This is a genomic window from Streptomyces sp. NPDC005799 (assembly GCF_040630525.1).
In the GTDB taxonomy this organism is placed as follows: Bacteria; Actinomycetota; Actinomycetes; order Streptomycetales; family Streptomycetaceae; genus Streptomyces; species Streptomyces griseorubiginosus_B.
Genome location: NZ_JBEXXQ010000049.1, coordinates 1 through 16,378 on the forward strand (window position 1 = coordinate 1; position 16,378 = coordinate 16,378).

Annotated in this window: 16 protein-coding genes and 1 tRNA gene; 9 read left to right on the top strand and 8 right to left on the bottom strand. The window is 71.8% G+C overall.

Annotated elements, in window-relative coordinates; all coding sequences use genetic code 11:
* On the bottom strand, window positions 1-498 hold a 498-nt coding region (locus ABZ453_RS36925; RefSeq protein ID WP_359022118.1), incomplete at its 3' end, for a DUF3662 domain-containing protein.
* A gap of 500 nt (window positions 499-998) precedes the next feature.
* Between ABZ453_RS36925 and ABZ453_RS36930 the strand changes: the two genes are divergently transcribed.
* The 4 genes from ABZ453_RS36930 (at window position 999) to ABZ453_RS36945 (ending at window position 4,344) form a co-directional block, all read left to right on the top strand.
* Window positions 999-1,085, top strand: a tRNA-Leu gene (locus ABZ453_RS36930).
* Between the two features lie 336 nt (window positions 1,086-1,421).
* Entirely contained in the window at window positions 1,422-2,834 is a 1,413-nt protein-coding gene (locus ABZ453_RS36935) for a DUF2252 domain-containing protein (RefSeq protein WP_359022243.1), read from the top strand.
* 276 nt (window positions 2,835-3,110) lie between these two features.
* Window positions 3,111-3,956: a J domain-containing protein gene (locus tag ABZ453_RS36940; protein WP_359022120.1), complete on the top strand. Its 846-nt coding sequence runs from the start codon at window positions 3,111-3,113 to the stop codon at window positions 3,954-3,956.
* A gap of 58 nt (window positions 3,957-4,014) precedes the next feature.
* Complete coding sequence (locus ABZ453_RS36945) at window positions 4,015-4,344, top strand: rhodanese-like domain-containing protein (RefSeq protein WP_208785366.1); 330 nt, start codon at window positions 4,015-4,017, stop codon at window positions 4,342-4,344.
* Window positions 4,345-4,372: 28 nt separating this feature from the next.
* On the opposite strand, the gene ABZ453_RS36950 is transcribed toward ABZ453_RS36945, so the two are convergent.
* The 6 genes from ABZ453_RS36950 to paaA all read right to left on the bottom strand — a co-directional run bounded on the left by ABZ453_RS36950 (window position 4,373) and on the right by paaA (window position 9,284).
* Window positions 4,373-5,506 (bottom strand): acyl-CoA dehydrogenase family protein, encoded by a 1,134-nt coding sequence (locus tag ABZ453_RS36950; protein WP_359022121.1) that lies wholly within the window; start codon window positions 5,504-5,506, stop codon window positions 4,373-4,375.
* A 185-nt stretch (window positions 5,507-5,691) separates the two neighbouring features.
* Complete coding sequence (locus ABZ453_RS36955; protein ID WP_359022123.1) at window positions 5,692-6,756, bottom strand: 2Fe-2S iron-sulfur cluster-binding protein; 1,065 nt, start codon at window positions 6,754-6,756, stop codon at window positions 5,692-5,694.
* Window positions 6,756-7,295, bottom strand: a complete 540-nt coding sequence (gene paaD, locus ABZ453_RS36960) for a 1,2-phenylacetyl-CoA epoxidase subunit PaaD (protein WP_359022125.1) — start codon at window positions 7,293-7,295, stop codon at window positions 6,756-6,758. The genes ABZ453_RS36955 and paaD overlap by 1 nt, the downstream gene beginning before the upstream one ends.
* The gene (paaC, locus tag ABZ453_RS36965) at window positions 7,289-8,008 is read right to left on the bottom strand and encodes a 1,2-phenylacetyl-CoA epoxidase subunit PaaC (RefSeq protein ID WP_359022127.1); all 720 of its coding nucleotides are present in this window, start codon (window positions 8,006-8,008) and stop codon (window positions 7,289-7,291) included. The genes paaD and paaC overlap by 7 nt, the downstream gene beginning before the upstream one ends.
* A complete protein-coding gene (gene paaB, locus ABZ453_RS36970; protein ID WP_130439069.1) occupies window positions 8,005-8,292 on the bottom strand; it encodes a 1,2-phenylacetyl-CoA epoxidase subunit PaaB in 288 nt (95 codons plus the stop codon). Before paaB ends, paaC begins: the two co-directional genes overlap by 4 nt.
* Window positions 8,289-9,284, bottom strand: a complete 996-nt coding sequence (gene paaA, locus ABZ453_RS36975) for a 1,2-phenylacetyl-CoA epoxidase subunit PaaA (RefSeq protein WP_359022130.1) — start codon at window positions 9,282-9,284, stop codon at window positions 8,289-8,291. Before paaA ends, paaB begins: the two co-directional genes overlap by 4 nt.
* 340 nt (window positions 9,285-9,624) lie before the next feature.
* On the opposite strand from paaA, the gene ABZ453_RS36980 reads away from it, so the two are divergent.
* From ABZ453_RS36980 to ABZ453_RS36990, 3 genes are read left to right on the top strand one after another with little or no spacing between them, the layout of a single operon-like run.
* On the top strand, window positions 9,625-10,446 hold the full coding sequence (locus ABZ453_RS36980) for a DUF5819 family protein (RefSeq protein WP_359022132.1): 822 nt from the start codon (window positions 9,625-9,627) through the stop codon (window positions 10,444-10,446).
* The gene (locus tag ABZ453_RS36985; protein ID WP_359022134.1) at window positions 10,443-11,651 is read left to right on the top strand and encodes an HTTM domain-containing protein; all 1,209 of its coding nucleotides are present in this window, start codon (window positions 10,443-10,445) and stop codon (window positions 11,649-11,651) included. Before ABZ453_RS36980 ends, ABZ453_RS36985 begins: the two co-directional genes overlap by 4 nt.
* A gap of 33 nt (window positions 11,652-11,684) precedes the next feature.
* Complete coding sequence (locus tag ABZ453_RS36990; protein ID WP_359022136.1) at window positions 11,685-12,425, top strand: TrmH family RNA methyltransferase; 741 nt, start codon at window positions 11,685-11,687, stop codon at window positions 12,423-12,425.
* Here ABZ453_RS36990 and paaN read toward each other — a convergent pair.
* Window positions 12,422-14,113, bottom strand: a complete 1,692-nt coding sequence (gene paaN / locus ABZ453_RS36995) for a phenylacetic acid degradation protein PaaN (RefSeq protein WP_359022138.1) — start codon at window positions 14,111-14,113, stop codon at window positions 12,422-12,424. The two genes, ABZ453_RS36990 and paaN, sit on opposite strands and share 4 nt — an antisense overlap.
* Before the next feature lie 160 nt (window positions 14,114-14,273).
* On the opposite strand from paaN, the gene ABZ453_RS37000 reads away from it, so the two are divergent.
* A complete protein-coding gene (locus ABZ453_RS37000; protein WP_359022140.1) occupies window positions 14,274-15,791 on the top strand; it encodes a 3-hydroxyacyl-CoA dehydrogenase in 1,518 nt (505 codons plus the stop codon).
* Window positions 15,788-16,378 (top strand): TetR/AcrR family transcriptional regulator, encoded by a 591-nt coding sequence (locus ABZ453_RS37005; RefSeq protein WP_359022142.1) that lies wholly within the window; start codon window positions 15,788-15,790, stop codon window positions 16,376-16,378. The genes ABZ453_RS37000 and ABZ453_RS37005 overlap by 4 nt, the downstream gene beginning before the upstream one ends.

A 16,378-nucleotide genomic window follows, 5' to 3' on the forward strand; every position in this document is an offset into this window, starting at 1 on the left:
CGGCGGTGCGGCGGGCATCGGCGGGGCGCCCGCGGGGGCGGCGGCCGGCGGGTAGCCGTAACCGCCGGGGCGGCCCGCGGCCGGGGCCGCCGGAGCGGGGCCGGCGGGCGGCTGCTGGCTGGTGGAGGAGGCGAGCGTACGGCTGCGCACACGGTACAGACCGGTGTCGAGGTCGTCCGCCTTCTCCAGGTGGACCTTGATGGGGCCCATGAAGGTGTAGCGCTGCTGCTTGGCGTAGTCGCGCACCATGCCGGCGAGCTCGTCGCCGAGCTGGCCGGAGTAGGGGCTGAGCCGCTCGAAGTCCGGCGTGCTCAGCTCCACGATGAAGTCGTTGGGGACGACCGTCCGGTCGCGGTTCCAGATGGTCGCGTTGTTGTCGCACTCGCGCTGGAGCGCGCCTGCGATCTCCACGGGCTGGACCTCGGACTTGAACACCTTGGCGAAGGTGCCGTTGACCAGACCTTCGAGACGCTGCTCGAACTTCTTCAGGACTCCCATGGGGCACCTCCTCCGATGTCGCTGTCGTCCTGCTTCCCGCTTGGCGGGTACTGCCTTACCTGGTACTGCTTACTGATCGTATCCACGCGCCGGTGAATCGGCTGGTTCCCCCCGCTGGCCCCGCCGACGGGTGTCGCACCCGCCCCGGTTCCTCCGGAGGTTCCCTCCGAGGCTCCTCTTCGAACTCCTCCCGCGAACTCGTTCTGGCATGGATCGTAGAGGCGGCCGCAGACCAGTGTCCCGCACCTGGCTGTGGACCTGGCCCGGCTCCTGGGGAGACGGGCCGTACCGGTACGAGGTTGATACGAGAACCGGCACTCCCTGATACGGAGTGAAGGACTCCGAACGTCGGCCGGTCGCCGGCCGGGATCGGGAGACCTCCCTGGTCGGCGGCTGCCCCCGGGAAAGCGATGTGAACCCACCCCTGCCAGCGTGCTAATGTTCTGGGTGTCGGAAGGCGCCAGCCCACAAGGGCAAGGAGTCGGAGGACACACCCAAATGCGCGGGTGGCGGAATAGGCAGACGCGCTGGATTCAGGTTCCAGTGCCCGCAAGGGCGTGGGGGTTCAACTCCCCCCTCGCGCACCAGCCGAAGGCCCCCAGGTCCCAGACCTGGGGGCCTTCGCGTTGTCCGGAGCGGTGTGAGGCGTATTACCTGGTGAGGACAATCACACGGGTCGGTCGGGCCGTCGCCGGGCGGGGTTTTCCACAGGTTCGGAGTTGTCCACAGGGTCTGACGCGTTCTCGTCGCCGGCTGTACGGTCGGCACGAGTTGATGTTCGTCTTGATGTTCGTCCTGAGGTTCGTCTTGATGTCCGTCGGCGCCCGGTGGTGGGCGTGCGTCGTGTGAGTGCGGGGGAGGCGGTCGGTGTGACCGAAAGCGGAGCGGTGGCAGCGGCGGAGGCGACAGCGGCGTCGGCGACCGTGGCGTCTGCGACAGCGGCGTCGGGTGCGCGGCGGTTGCCGCGGGTGCGCGGATTCGCCGAGTGGCCGGTGGAGGGCTCGCCCAAGGAGGAGGGCAAGGCGCTGCGCAAGCTGGTCCCGCGCCGGGCGCACGCCGAGCTCGACCTCGACGCGGGGCGGCCCGCCGCGGTCGCCGCGGTGGAGGAGTCCAACCTCGGCCGCATCCCCGAGCTCACCCCGATAAGGGCGGGCCGGATGGCGGCCACCCCCTTCGCGTTCCTGCGCGGCTCGGCGGGCCTGATGGCGTACGACCTCGCGCGCACGCCCATGACCAGGATCCGCGCCCAGATCTGCGGGGACGCCCACGCCGCGAACTTCGGTCTGTACGGTGACGCGCGCGGCGACCTCGTGATCGACCTGAACGACTTCGACGAGACCGTGTACGGCCCCTGGGAGTGGGACCTGAAGCGGCTCGCCGCCTCCCTGGTGCTCGCGGGCCGGGAGGCCGGCGCCGACGAGACCCAGTGCCGCAAGGCGGCCTACGACGCGACCGGTGCCTATCGCCGCACGATGCGGCTGCTGGCCAAGCTGCCGGTGCTGGACGCGTGGAACGCGATCGCGGACGAGGAACTGGTCTCGCACACCGACGCCCATGACCTGCTCGGCACGCTGGAGAGGGTCTCCGAGAAGGCGCGGGCCAACACCAGTGGGCGGTTCGCGTCGAAGGCGACGCAGCAGCACGAGGACGGCGGCCGCCGATTCGTGGACGCGGCGCCGGTGCTGCGGCGGGTGGGGGACGAGGAGGCGGCCGCCGTCGCCGCGTCCCTGGAGAGTTACGTGGACACGCTGTCCGAGGACCGCCTCCCGCTCCTCGCCCGGCACGCGGTGCACGACGTCGCCTTCCGGGTCGTCGGCACGGGAAGCGTGGGCACCCGGTCCTACGTGGTGCTCCTGCTGGACCACCGCGGTGAGCCGCTGGTGCTGCAGGTGAAGGAGGCCCGCCCCTCGGCGCTGGTGCCGCACCTGGTGACCGCCGGTTTCGAGGCGCCGGTCGTCGAGCACGAGGGGCGCCGGGTGGTGCTCGGCCAGAAGCGGATGCAGGTCGTCAGCGACATCCTGCTGGGCTGGACCTCGGTGGACGGACGGCCCTACCAGGTGCGGCAGTTCCGCAACCGCAAGGGGAGTGTCGACCCCGCGGCACTGGCCGCCGACCAGATCGACGACTACGGCCGGATGACCGGCGCCCTGCTGGCCCGCGCCCACTCCCACAGCGCCGACCCGCGCCTGGTCGCCGGCTACTGCGGCAAGAACGAGGAACTGGACGAGGCGATCGCAGACTTCGCCGTCGCCTACGCCGACCGCACGGAGTCCGACCACGCCGATTTCGTGACGGCGGTACGGGCGGGGAGGGTGGCGGCGGAGATGGGGGTGTGAGGGTGTGATGTCCGCGGTGTGTGTGGGGGGCATCATGTCCAGCCGGGTGCGTGAGGCTGTGACGGCGGGCGGGGTGGTGGCCGTGTGAGCGGTGGCGGGCGTGGTGTCCGGCGGGGTGGCGGGCGCGTGAGCCGTGGCGGGCGAGGTGTCCGGCGGGGGTTGCGGGCGCGTGAGCGGTGCCCGTGAGGTGCTCCTCTCCGGTCGCACCGGTGTCCCTCGCGGCGTCGCGGTCGCAGGACAGGCCGTGCTGCTCCCGGCGTGGCCTACGCTGGTCGGGTGACGAGCCCGGAAGCTGAGCAGGGTGGGGTCGCCGGTGAGACGCCATCGACGCCCGAGGACGGTGCGCCGCGCCCCGAGGAGCGGCTGGAGCGTGCCGTGCGGGCCGCCGAGCAGGCGCTGATCGAGTACGAGATCGCGGTCGAGACCTTCCGCATCGAGGTCGAGAACTTCTCCCGGCTGCACCACCAGAAGCTCGGCCCGATGTACGCCCGCCTCGACGAGCTGGACGCGCAGATAGCCGAGGCCAGGGCCGCCCGCACCGGCGACCCCGAGGACCGTCGCAAGGCGGACGAGGCGCGTGCCCGGGTGCTGCCGATGCCGGCCGTGGAGGAGCTGTTCCACGGCTGGATGGACGGTGACGGCCTGTTCCCGGAAGCCGCGGCGATGCTCACCGAGCAGCCCGTACGCCCTCCGCAGCGGGTGCGCCCCAGCGCCGAGGCCCGCAAGCTCTACCGCGAACTCGCTCGCAAGGCTCACCCCGACCTGGCTCAGGACGACGCCGAGCGGGCGCGCCGTGAGGAGTTCATCACCCGGGTCAACGGTGCCTACGCCCGCGGCGACGAGGCCCTGCTGCGTGAGCTGGCGGAGGAGTGGGCCAAGGGGCCGGCGCCGGTGGAGCGCGGCCCGAGCCGCAGCGAGGAGCTGTACGCCCGCCTCGAGTGGCTCGCCCAGCGCAAGGAGTTGCTGACGCTGGTGGCCAAGGAGCTGGAGGAGGGCGCGATCGGCTCGATGCTCCGTCTCGCTCCCGACGACCCGGATCGGCTCCTCGACGAGATCGCCGAACAGCTCCTGGCGGACGTCGCCCTGCGCGAACAGGAGCTGGCGACGCTGCTCGAGCAGTAGCCGGGCGGGGACCTCGGACGGTGTCCGGTAGCGTCGGGGTATGAGTTTCGGAGCTGGTGTGCCCACGGTCGGGGTCTCGGACCTCAAGGACAGCGACTTCCTGGTGGACGTCCGCGAGGACGACGAGTGGCAGGCGGGCCATGCCGAAGGCGCCCTGCACATCCCCATCAGCGAGTTCGTCGCCCGCTACGGTGAGCTGACGGAGGCCGCGCCGCAGGACGGCCGCGTGCATGTGATCTGCCGCTCGGGCGGCCGGTCGGCCCAGGTCACGATGTATCTGGTCCAGCAGGGCATCGACGCGGTGAACGTCGACGGCGGCATGCAGGTCTGGGCCGCCGCGGGCCGACCCGTCGTGACGGACGAGGGCCGACCCGGGTTCGTGCTCTAGTTCCAGGGGACCAGGGGACCAGGGGCCGTCAGCCCAGTGGGTGCGCCGCCAGCAGATCGCCCAGTGCCTCCTCGTGTGCCGCCGCCGGGCCGAGCGCCAGTTCCAGGTGCTTGGCCCAGGCGTGGTACCGGTGGAGCGGGTACTCGACGTCCGCGCCGAACCCGCCGTGCAGATGCTGTGCCGTCTGAACGATCCGCCGCACCCCGTCCGACGCCCAGATCTTCGCGACGGCGACGTCACCGGAGGCGGGCAGTGCGCCGGACGCCCCGGAGGCCATCCGCCACGCCGCCTGCCAGAGCGTGGCCTCCATGGCGCGGAGGTCGATGTAGCGGTCGGCGGCCTGTACCGCCACCGCCTGGAACGTGGCGATCGGATGTCCGAACTGCTCCCGCTTGCCGGCGTAGTCGCTCGTCATCTCCAGCACCCGCTCGCCCAGCCCGAGCGCGAGCGCACAGGTCCCGGTCGTCAGCAGCTCCCGCAGCCACTCCCAGGCCCCGTCCGCGTCGATCATGTCCCGGGCCGCGATCCTCGCCGACTCCAGCCGCAGCTCGCCGAGCCGCTCCCCCGCGGTGGAGATCTGCTCACCGAGCACGACCCCTTCGTGGTCGCGGGACACCACGGCGAGCAGGGTCCGGTCCGCCGCCGTCCGCGCCGGTACGAGGACGAGGTCGGCGGTGTGCGCCCACGGCACCGCGGTCTGTACCCCGTCCAGCAGCCAGTCGTCGCCGTCCTGTCGGGCGGTGACGGCGAGCTCGGCACCGTCGTGACCGGTGCGGCCGTTCGAAGCGACGGTCAGCACCAGCTCGCCCCGCCCCGCCCGCTCCAGCAGCGCCGCCTTCAACTCCGGCCCGCCGTAGGCCTGTACGGCGGCGGTGGCCGCGGCGCTCTCCAGCAACGGCACCCGCGCCAGTCCCTTCGCCGACTCCCGCAGCACCAGACACAGCGCGACGGCGTCCAGCCCCGCCCCGCCGTACTCCGCGTCCAGCAGCAGACTCAGCAGGTCGGCCTCGGCGAGCCTGCCCCACAGCGGACGGTCGAAGTCCTCGGCGACGGCGCCCGCGACCAGCGAGGGAGAGGGCACCGTGTCCGGAGCGACCCCGGCGAACACCCCCCGTGCCGCCTCGGCCGCCGCCTGCTGCTCCTCGGTGAAGGTGAAGTCCACGGTCCTGTCCCTCCGGAGGGTCCGCTGATCTGACGGACCGTCAAGATAGAACAGGTTCTAGAAGAAGGGAACGGGCTGCCGACGGCCAATGCACGGGCAATGCGGGGGCGGCGCTCCGCCGGTGTTCACCGGTCGGTGCCGACGCTCCGCCGAGGTTCCGTCGGGGGCCGGCGCTCCACCGGTGTTCACCGGTCGAAGTCCAGCTCCACCCTCTCCGTCACCGGATGCGACTGGCACGCCAGCACATATCCCGCCTCCGTCTCCTCCCGCTCCAGCGCGAAATTGCGGTCCATCCGCACCTCGCCGGTGACCAGGAAGGCGCGGCAGGTCCCGCACACCCCGCCCTTGCAGGCGTACGGGGCGTCGGGCCGGTTGCGCAGGACCGTGTCGAGCAGGGATTCACCGGCCTGCACGGGCCAGGTCCCGCCGCGCCCGTCGAGCCGGGCCGTGACCGTGCTGTGCGCGGGGGCGGCGCCGATGGTGGTACCGGTGATCGGCTGGGCGCTGTCCACGTGGAAGATCTCCTCGTGGATACGGGCCCGGGGGACACCGAGGCCGCGCAGCGTCCGCTCCGCCTGCTGCACCAGTCCGTAGGGGCCGCACAGGAACCACCCCGCCACCCGGTCCACCGGCAGCAGCGCGGGCAGCAACCCGGTCAACCGCTCCTGGTCCAACCGCCCGGACGGCAGCCCCGCCTGCTGTTCCTCCCGGGACAGCACCGTGACCAGCTGAAACCGTCCCGGATACCGGTCCTTGAGGTCGGCGACCTCCTCCAGGAACATCGTCGAGGCGGCCGTCCGGTCGCTGCGTATGAGGCAGAACCGCGCCTCCGGCTCGCGCGCGAGCAGTGTCGAGACGATCGACAACACCGGGGTGATGCCGCTGCCGCCGACGACGGCCGCGTACAGCCCGGGCGCCGGGTCGAGCGTGAAGCGGCCGGCCGGGGTCATGACCTCCAGCTCGTCACCGACGTTGATCTCCTTGAGCGCGTACGTCGAGAAGGCCCCGCCCTCCACCAGCCGCACGCCGACCCGCAGGGTGTGCGGCCCGTCCGCGTCGGGTGCCGGGGAGCAGATCGAGTACGTACGGCGTATCTCGACCCCGTCGACGACGCGGCGCAGGGCGAGGTGCTGGCCGGCCGCGTGCCGGTACTCCTCGCGCAGTTCGGGCGGGACGGTCAGGGTGAGGGCCACGGAGTCGTCGGTGAGCCGGTCGACCGCCGCCACCGGGAGCGCGTGGAAGCGGGCCATCAAAACTCCTTGAAGTGGTCGAAGGGTTCGCGGCAGGCGAGACAGCGGCGCAGTGCCTTGCACGCGGTGGAGGAGAAACGGCTCAGCAGCTCGGTGTCGGGGGAGCCGCAGTGGGGGCAGCGGACGGGCTCGGGCCGGGGTGCGGGTTCGTCGGCGAGGGTGCGGGTCGGTCCCAACCCGACGGTCACCGGCCCGGAGTCACGTGCCGAGCGTGGCGGTGCGATCCCGAAATCCCGGAGTTTGCGCCGCCCTTCGGCCGTGATGTCGTCCGTCGACCAGGCCGGCCGCAGCACCGTGCGGACCGCGACCTCGCGCATGCCGTGGGCCCGCAGTACCCGCTCGATGTCCAGGGACATCGCCTCGATGGCCGGGCAGCCGGTGTACGTCGGGGTCAGCTCCACCTCGACCGAGTCCGCGCCGCGCACATGCACCGCCCGTACGACACCGAGTTCGTGAAGGGTGAGCACCGGCAGCTCAGGGTCGGGCACCGAGCCTGCGATCTCGAGGAGTTCGGCCTCCAGCGGGGTCGTCGTCACCATGACGCCCCCGGGTGGCTGCGGTGCAGATGCTGCATCTCGGCGAGCATCCGCCCGAACGGCTCGCTGTGCACGCCCTGACGGCCCGCGCCGGCCGACCAGGCGCCGGAGCGCGGCCCTTCCGGGAGGGGCAGGGTCGCCCGGCGCAGCACGGCCTCGACGGACTCCAGCCAGGCGGTGTCCATCCCGGCCCAGTCGACGTCCAGCCCGTCCACCGGCTGGAACATCTCGCCGGTGAAGCGCCACAGTGCCGTGCACGCCCGCACCATCCGCTCATGGCTGGCGTCCGTGCCGTCGCCGAGTCGCAGGGTCCACTGCTCGGCGTGGTCGCGGTGGTAGGCGACCTCCTTGACGGCCTTCGCGGCGAGACCGGCGAACGGGCCATCTCCGGCGGCCAGTTCGGCGTACAGCAGGTGCTGATAGGTGGAGAAGTACAGCTGGCGGACGATGGTGTGGGCGAAGTCGCCGTTGGGCTGTTCCACCAACTGCAGGTTGCGGAAGGCGCGTTCCTCCCGCAGATACGCCAGCTCGTCCTCGTCTCCCACCGTCGACAGCAGCACCCGGGCCTGCCCGAGCAGGTCCAGCGCGATGTTGGCGAGGGCGACCTCCTCCTCCAGGACCGGGGCGTGGCCGGCCCACTCCCCCAGACGGTGCGAGAGCACCAGGGCGTCGTCGCCGAGAGCGAGGGCGGCAGCCGTGGGAACGGTCGTCGTCACAGGTGCTTCACCCCCTCCGGGATCTCGTAGAACGTCGGGTGCCGGTACGGCTTGTCGGCGGCCGGCTCGAAGAACGGGTCCTTCTCGTCCGGCGAGGACGCGGTGATCGCGGTCGAGGGCACGACCCAGATCGAGACGCCCTCGCCGCGCCGGGTGTACAGGTCGCGGGCGTTGCGCAGGGCGAACTCCGCGTCCGGCGCGTGCAGACTGCCGGCGTGGGTGTGGGACAGGCCCCGGCGCGAGCGCACGAAGACCTCCCACAGGGGCCAGTCGGTGTTGGTCATGCCTGCTCCGCTTTCGTGTCGTCGCTGTGCCTGGCCGCGTGGGCCGCGGCCGCCTCGCGCACCCAGGCGCCCTCTTCATGGGCCTTTCTGCGCTGGGTGAGCCGCTGTTCGTTGCACGGTCCGTTGCCCTTGAGGACTTCCTTGAACTCCGTCCAGTCGATCGGGCCGAAGTCGTGGTGTCCCCGCTCCTCGTTCCACTTCAGGTCCGGGTCGGGCAGGGTCAGGCCCAGGGACTCGGCCTGGGGGACGCAGATGTCGACGAAGCGCTGGCGCAGGTCGTCGTTCGAGTGCCGCTTGATCTTCCACGTCATCGACTGCGCGGAGTGCGCCGACTCGTCGTCGGGCGGGCCGAACATCATCAGGGACGGCCACCACCAGCGGTCCACCGCGTCCTGGGCCATCGCGTGCTGCTCGGGGGTGCCGCGGCTGAGGGCGAGCAGCAGCTCGTAGCCCTGGCGCTGGTGGAAGGATTCCTCCTTGCAGATCCGGACCATGGCGCGCGCGTACGGTCCGTACGAGCAGCGGCACAGCGGGACCTGGTTGGTGATCGCCGCGCCGTCCACCAGCCAGCCGATGGCGCCGACGTCCGCCCAGGTCAGCGTCGGGTAGTTGAAGATCGACGAGTACTTCTGGCGGCCGGAGTGGAGCTTGTCCAGCAGCTCCTCGCGGCTGGTGCCCAGGGTTTCGGCCGCGCTGTAGAGGTAGAGCCCGTGGCCCGCCTCGTCCTGGACCTTGGCCATCAGGATGGCCTTGCGGCGCAGGGAGGGAGCGCGCGTGATCCAGTTGGCCTCGGGCTGCATGCCGATGATCTCGGAGTGGGCGTGCTGGGCCATCTGCCGGACCAGCGTCGCGCGGTAGGCGTCGGGCATCCAGTCCCGTGGCTCGATGCGCTCGTCCGCGGCCACGGCGGCGTCGAAGGCACGCTCGTAGGCGGCGGTGCCCGCGTGTTCCTCCTCGGTGCCGTACGCCTTGTGCGCGGCTGCTGTGGCCATGCGGTCCCCCTCGACCTGGGTTCTGTCCGGAATCGGCTCCCGACCGATCGTTCGGTTCGTGCGATTCCATGGTCGGTCGGGCGCCGTAAGGTGTCAACCGCTGTGGACAACCTGCGGGCATGCCCTGTGGAAAACGCGGATCCGGTCCGCGCCGCCGGGCCGGTCCGGTAGGACGAGCCGGGCTCCGCGGGAGGGGACTGTGCCTCGCGGGAGGGGACTGTGCCTCGCGGGCGGGTCTGAGTACCGTTCGCGTGCGAGTGCGGTGGTGCGACGGGCCCGTGTGGTGCGGTGCCCGCGGCCGGGCAGCCGAAGACGGACCGGGATCGGGGATCGGGGCGGAATGGACGCGTACGACACAGGGTCGGGCGCCCGGCGTGTGCCGGACGGGCCCGGCGGCTTGCCCGAGCCGGGTGAACCGGACGGGACGGCCGAGCAGGGGTCCGCGCCGCCCGAGCCCCCCTCGGCACCCGAGCCGGACGCCGCCGCCCCCCGCACCGGCCCCTACGCGGAGCCCCGGACCGGTGTCGCAGCCCTCTCCCCGCGCTACCAGATAGGCGCCGCCCTCGCTCTCGCCGTCGTCGCCGCCGTGGTCTGCGTGCACATCGGCATGGTGTTCCTGCATGTCGCGCCGGCGAACACGGTCACCCAGCAGCACGGCAAGGCGATCGACGAATGGATCTACCCGGAGTTCGAACAGAACTGGAAACTGTTCGCGCCCAACCCGCTGCAGCAGAACATCGCGGTCCAGGCCCGCGCCGAGGTGCGCGCGACAGACGGCGGGGTGCGCACCACCGGTTGGTACGACCTGTCGGCCGAGGACGGCCGGGCCATCGACGGCAATCTGCTGCCCAGCCACACCCAGCAGAACGAACTGCGCCGGGCCTGGGACTTCTTCCTCGCCACGCATGACGCCGACAACCGCCCCTCGGGCCTGCGCGGCTCTCTGTCCGAGGCGTATGTGCGGCGCATCGTGGCGCTGCGCCTCGACCGGGACGACGCGGCTGGGAAGAGCGGCTCGGTGATCCAGGTGCAGGTCCGCTCGCGCACCACCAACGTCCAGCCCCCGAAGTGGAGTGGCGAGAAGCTCTCCGACCAGCCGATGTACCGCGTGCTGCCCTGGTGGCCGGTCTCGGCCGCCGACACCGAGGGGGGCGCGGAGTGAACCGTTTCGCTCTGGCCGTCTCGGCTGGCATCGCCCGCGTCACCGACGCGGCCCTCGGCCCGTACCAGACCGCCGTGGTCCGCATCGGCTTCAGCGCGACCTGGCTGCTGTTCCTGCTCCGCGAGTTCCCGCACCGCCAGGAGATGTACGGCCCCGACGCTCCGTGGAGCTGGGACCTGGCCCAGCGGCTGATCGCCGACAACCACGCCTTCACGGCCCTGATGTGGTCCAGCGGCCGGTTCTGGTTCGAGCTGGTCTACGCGTTCGCCCTGCTGGCGAGCGTCCTGCTGCTGCTCGGCTGGCGCACCCGCACCATGTCCGTGCTCTTCATGGTCGGTGTGCTCTCTCTGCAGAACCGCAGCGTCTTCATCGGCGACGGTGGTGACAACGTCCTGCACCTGATGTCCGTCTATCTCGTCTTCACCCGCTGCGGCCAGGTGTGGTCGCTGGACGCGCGGCGGGAACGGCGCACGCGTGAGGCATACGCGCGTGGGGAGGGCGTCGCGGACCGGATCGGTCCCGCCCTGTGGGGCGTGCTCGGGTTCGTCCTCGTCGCGGTGACGGCCGGTGGCCGCTTCGACGGCACCGACCCGACCGTGCCGGTCATCCTGTGGCTGGTGTGGGTGGCGCAGGCCGTGCGGTGGGCCGTCGCCCGCTGGGCCAGGGGCCGGGAACCGCGGATCCTGGCGGACGTCGTGGCCAACGTCGTGCACAACGGCGCGCTGCTGGTGATCATGGCCGAGGCCTGTCTGATCTACGCGACGGCCGGCTGGTACAAGATCCAGGGCTCGCGCTGGCAGGACGGTACCGCCGTCTACTACCCGCTCCACCTCGACTACTTCTCGCCCTGGCCGGGTCTCGCCGACCTGCTGTCCTCCAGCGGCACGATGGTGATGCTGGTGACGTACGGGACCGTGATCGTGCAGGTCGCCTTCCCCTTCACGCTGTTCAACCGGCGGGTGAAGAACGTCCTGCTGGCGGTGATGATGACCGAGCACGCCGTGATCGCCGTGGTCCTCGGGCTGCCGTTCTTCTCGCTGGCCATGATCGCGACGGACGCGGTCTTCCTGCCGACGTCGTTCCTGCGCCGTCTGGGCGGCTGGGCCGCACGCGCGCGCACCCGCGCCCTGGCGGGCCGTGCGGCGGTGCCCGAGCCGCGGACACCGGAGAACCCCGAGCCCACGCACGCGAACTCCACGGCGTGAACCCCCGGGCCACGCGCACGTAGGCTGCACGCCATGACCGACCCCGTGACCCTCTGGCGCCGGCTCGCCGACTCCTGCGTCCTGCTCGACGGCTTCCACGCCCTCAAGCACGCCGTGCGCTTCGGAGCGGAGATCCCGGTGGCGGTCGCGGTGGACCGGCCGGCCGCGCTCGCCCTCGCCGACGAGCTGGCCCCCGACGTCACGGACACGCTGGCCGCGCTCCTGACCGAGGTGCCGGAGCCCACGTACCGCGGCCTCGTCGAACGCCCGCACGCCACGGCAGTGGCCGCCCTGGCCGTACGACCGCCCCGCGCGGCGCATCTCGAGACGCTGGCGCGCCGCCCCCGCACCGCCCCGGTCGTGGTCCTCGACAACCCGCGCAACCTGGGCAACGCGGGCGCGGTGATCCGTCTGGCCGCCGGTTTCGGAGCGACCGGTGTGGTCACCACCGGCACGCTGGACCCCTGGCACCCGACGGTCGTCCGCGGCGGGGCCGGGCTGCACTTCGCGACGGCGGTGGAACGGCTGACCGTGGAGGAGCTGCCCGAGGGGCCGCTGTTCGCCCTGGACCCGGAGGGCGACGACATCCGGGGGACGAAGCTCCCGGACGACGCCGTCCTCGCGTTCGGATCGGAGCGCAGCGGCCTGTCGGCCGCCCTACGCGCGCGTGCCGACCATCTGCTGTCCCTGCCCATGCGCCCCCAGGTCTCCAGCTACAACCTGGCGACCAGCGTGGCGATGACGCTCTACCACTGGAGCGCCGGCGGTTTCTAGGCCTCCCGCCGCACCTCGACGACCCGGAAACGGTTGGCCACGAACGCCCCGTCGCACAGCGCGGCGTTGGCCGCCGGGTTGCCGCCCGAGCCGTGGAAGTCGGAGAAGGCGGCCGTCTGGTTGACGTACACCCCGCCGGTCAGGTTCAGCGACAGCTGGGCCGCCTCCTCCAGGCAGACCTCCTGGACCGCCCGCTCGACCTCCTCGTCGCTCGTGTACGCCCCGACGGTCATCGCGCCCTTCTCGCGGATGGTGCGCCGCAGCAGCTCCAGCGCGTCGGCCGTCGAGTCGACCGCCACGGCGAAGGAGACCGGGCCGAAGCACTCGCTCATGTAGGCGGCCTCGTCGTCCGGCTTGGCGCCGTCGAGCTTCACGATGACCGGCGTGCGGACCACGGCCTTCGGGAACTCCGGGTTGCTGATCTCCCTCGACGCGAGGGCGACTTCGCCGAGACCCGCGGCCGCTTCCAGCCGCGCCTTCACGTCCGGGTTGACGATGGCGCCGAGGAGCGCGTTCGCGCGGGCGTCGTCGCCGAGCAGTCCGTCGACGGAGCGGGCGAGATCGGCGACGACCTCGTCGAACGACTTCGGCCCCTCCTCGGTACGGATGCCGTCACGGGGGATCAGCAGGTTCTGCGGGGTGGTGCACATCTGGCCGCTGTACAGGGACAGCGAGAAGGCCAGGTTGGACAGCATCCCCTTGTAGTTCGCCGTCGAGTCCACGAGCACCGTGTTGACGCCGGCCTTCTCCGTGTAGACCTGCGCCTGCCGGGCGTTGGCCTCCAGCCAGTCGCCGAAGGAGGTCGAGCCCGTGTAGTCGATGATCCGGATCTCCGGGCGGGTCGCCAGGGTCTTGGCGATGCCCTCGCCGGGGCGCTCGGCCGCCAGAGCCACCAGGTTCGGGTCGAAGCCGGCCTGGCCGAGGACCTCACGCGCGACCTGCACGGTGAGCGCGAGCGGCAGTACCGCGCGCGGGTGGGGCTTGACCAGGACCGCGTTGCCGGTCGCCAGGGAGGCGAACAAGCCCGGATAGCCGTTCCAGGTCGGGAAGGTGTTGCAGCCGATCAGCAGCGCGGTCCCGCGGGGGACCGGCGTGAACTGCTTGGTGAGCGCGAGCGGGTCGCGCTTGCCCTGCGGCTTGGTCCACTCCGCCGTGTCGGGCGTGCGTACCTGCTCCACGTAGGCGTACGCGACCGCCTCCAGTCCGCGGTCCTGAGCGTGTGGGCCGCCCGCCTGGAACGCCATCATGAACGCCTGGCCGCTGGTGTGCATGACGGCGTGCGCGAACTCGTGCGTCCGGTCGCTGATCCGCTTGAGGATCTCCAGGCAGACCACCGCGCGCGCCTCCGCGCCCGCGTCCCGCCATGCTTTCTGGCCCGCCCGCATGGCGGGCAGCAGCACGTCGACGTCCGCGTGCGGGTACTCCACGCCCAGCTCGATGCCGTACGGCGAGACCTCGCCGCCCACCCAGTCGTCCGTGCCGGGCTGGCCGAGGTCGAGGCGGGTGCCCAGGAAGGCGTCGAAGGCGGCCTTGCCCGCGGCCATGTCCAGGCTGCCGTTCTCGCCGTAGGCCTTGGGGTGCTCGGGATGCGGGGACCAGTACGCACGCGTGCGGATCGCTTCCAGCGCCTGGTCGAGGGTCGGCCGGTGCTTGGCGATGAGCTCGTGCGCGGTCAGTTCGGCGGCCATGCGGGACCAACTCCTCGTCTCAAGAGCTCTTCGTCGAGCTCATGACCTGGGCAGAAACATGGGCAGGAACAGCCAGTCAGAGTTAGAGTAACCGAACGATCGGTCGGGACAAGGGGGTCCGCCGCATCTGTGGAAAACCCCGTGCGGGAGGATCGCGCACATGACAGCACTGGACCTCAGCAGCCCCGTGGCCGTCGTCGGCACCGGCACCATGGGCCAGGGCATCGCCCAGGTCGCGCTGGTCGCCGGCCACCGCGTACGACTGTTCGACGCCGTTCCCGGCCGGGCCCGGGAAGCGGCCGCGGCCATCGGCGCCCGGCTCGACCGGCTCGTCGAGAAGGACCGGCTCACCGGCGCCGAACGGGACGCGGCACGCGCGCGTCTGCTGCCCGCCGCGGACCTTGCCGAGCTCGCCGACTGCTCCCTGGTGGTCGAGGCCGTCCTGGAGCGGCTGGACGTCAAGCAGGACCTCTTCCGGGCGCTCGAGGATCTCGTCGACGAGGACTGTCTGCTCGCCACCAACACCTCCTCCCTGTCGGTCACCGCGATCGGCGGCGCGCTGCGCAGTCCGGGCCGCTTGGTCGGCCTGCACTTCTTCAACCCCGCCCCGCTGCTGCCGCTGGTGGAGGTGGTGTCCGGATTCGCCACCGACGTCACGTCGGCCACGCGCGCGTACGAGATGGCACGCGCCTGGGGCAAAACGCCGGTGGCCTGCGCCGACACCCCCGGCTTCATCGTCAACCGCATCGCCCGGCCCTTCTACGCCGAGGCGTTCGCGGTCTACGAGGCCCAGGGCGCCGACCCCGCCACCATCGACGCGGTCCTGCGCGAGTCCGGCGGATTCCGGATGGGCGCCTTCGAACTGACCGACCTCATCGGCCAGGACGTCAACGAGTCGGTCACGCACTCGGTGTGGCAGAGCTTCTTCCAGGACGTGCGCTTCACCCCCTCGCTCGCCCAGCGCCGCCTGGTCGAGTCGGGCCGGCTCGGCCGCAAGAGCGGGCACGGCTGGTACGACTACGGGGACGACGCCGAGCGGGCCGAGCCGCACACCGCGGAGCAGGCGCAGCCGCCCGCGTACGTCGTCGCCGAGGGCGACCTGGGCCCCGCGTCGGAACTGCTCGCGCTGATCCGCGAGGCGGGCATCCAGGTCCGCGAGGAGGACGAGGACCACGGCAGCCGCCTGGTGCTGCCGGGAGGCGGCCAGCTCGCCCTCGCCGACGGGCAGACCTCGGTGGAGTTCAGGGACGTCGTCTACTTCGACCTCGCCCTGGACTACCGCCGCGCGACCCGAATCGCCGTGTCCGCGTCCCAGGACACCTCCCCGCAGACCCTCGCTGAGGCCACCGGCCTCTTCCAGGCGCTCGGCAAGGACGTCAGCGTCATCGGAGACGTCCCCGGCATGATCGTCGCGCGCACGGTCGCCCGGATCGTCGACCTCGCGCACGACGCCGTCGCCAAGGGCGTGGCCACCGAGGAGGACATCGACACCGCGATGCGCCTGGGAGTCAACTACCCGCTGGGCCCCTTCGAGTGGAGCCGCAGGCTCGGCCGGAACTGGGCCTACGCCCTCCTCGACGACCTGCACCTGCGCGACCCCTCCGGCCGCTACGCGCCCTCCCTGGCGCTGTACCGGCACGCCTACGCCTCCGACAAGCGGGAGGGCAGCACCTCATGACGACCGCCAAGCGCGACACGTACACCCCGGAGACGCTGCTGTCCGTCGCCGTCCAGGTCTTCAACGAGCGCGGCTACGACGGCACCTCCATGGAGCACCTGTCCAAGGCGGCCGGCATCTCCAAGTCGTCGATCTACCACCATGTGGCGGGCAAGGAGGAGCTGCTGCGCCGGGCTGTGAGCCGGGCCCTGGACGGCCTCTTCGGGATCCTCGACGAGGAGCACGCGCGTGTGGGGCGTGCCGCCGACCGTCTTCAGTACGTCGTGCGGCGCATGGTCGAGGTGCTGATCGGCGAACTCCCCTACGTCACCCTGCTGCTGCGGGTGCGCGGCAACACCGGCACCGAGCGGTGGGCCCTGGAGCGCCGCCGCGACTTCGACCACCGGGTCGCCGAGCTGCTGAAGGCGGCGGCCGCGGACGGGGACGTGCGCGGCGACGTGGAGGTGCGGCTCGCCACCCGGCTCGTCTTCGGGATGATCAACTCCATCGTCGAGTGGTACCGGCCGGACGGGCGCGGGATGAACGAGCGCGAGGTCGCCGACGCGGTGGTGCAGCTCGTCTTCGGAGGCCTGCGCGAGGAGGGCTGA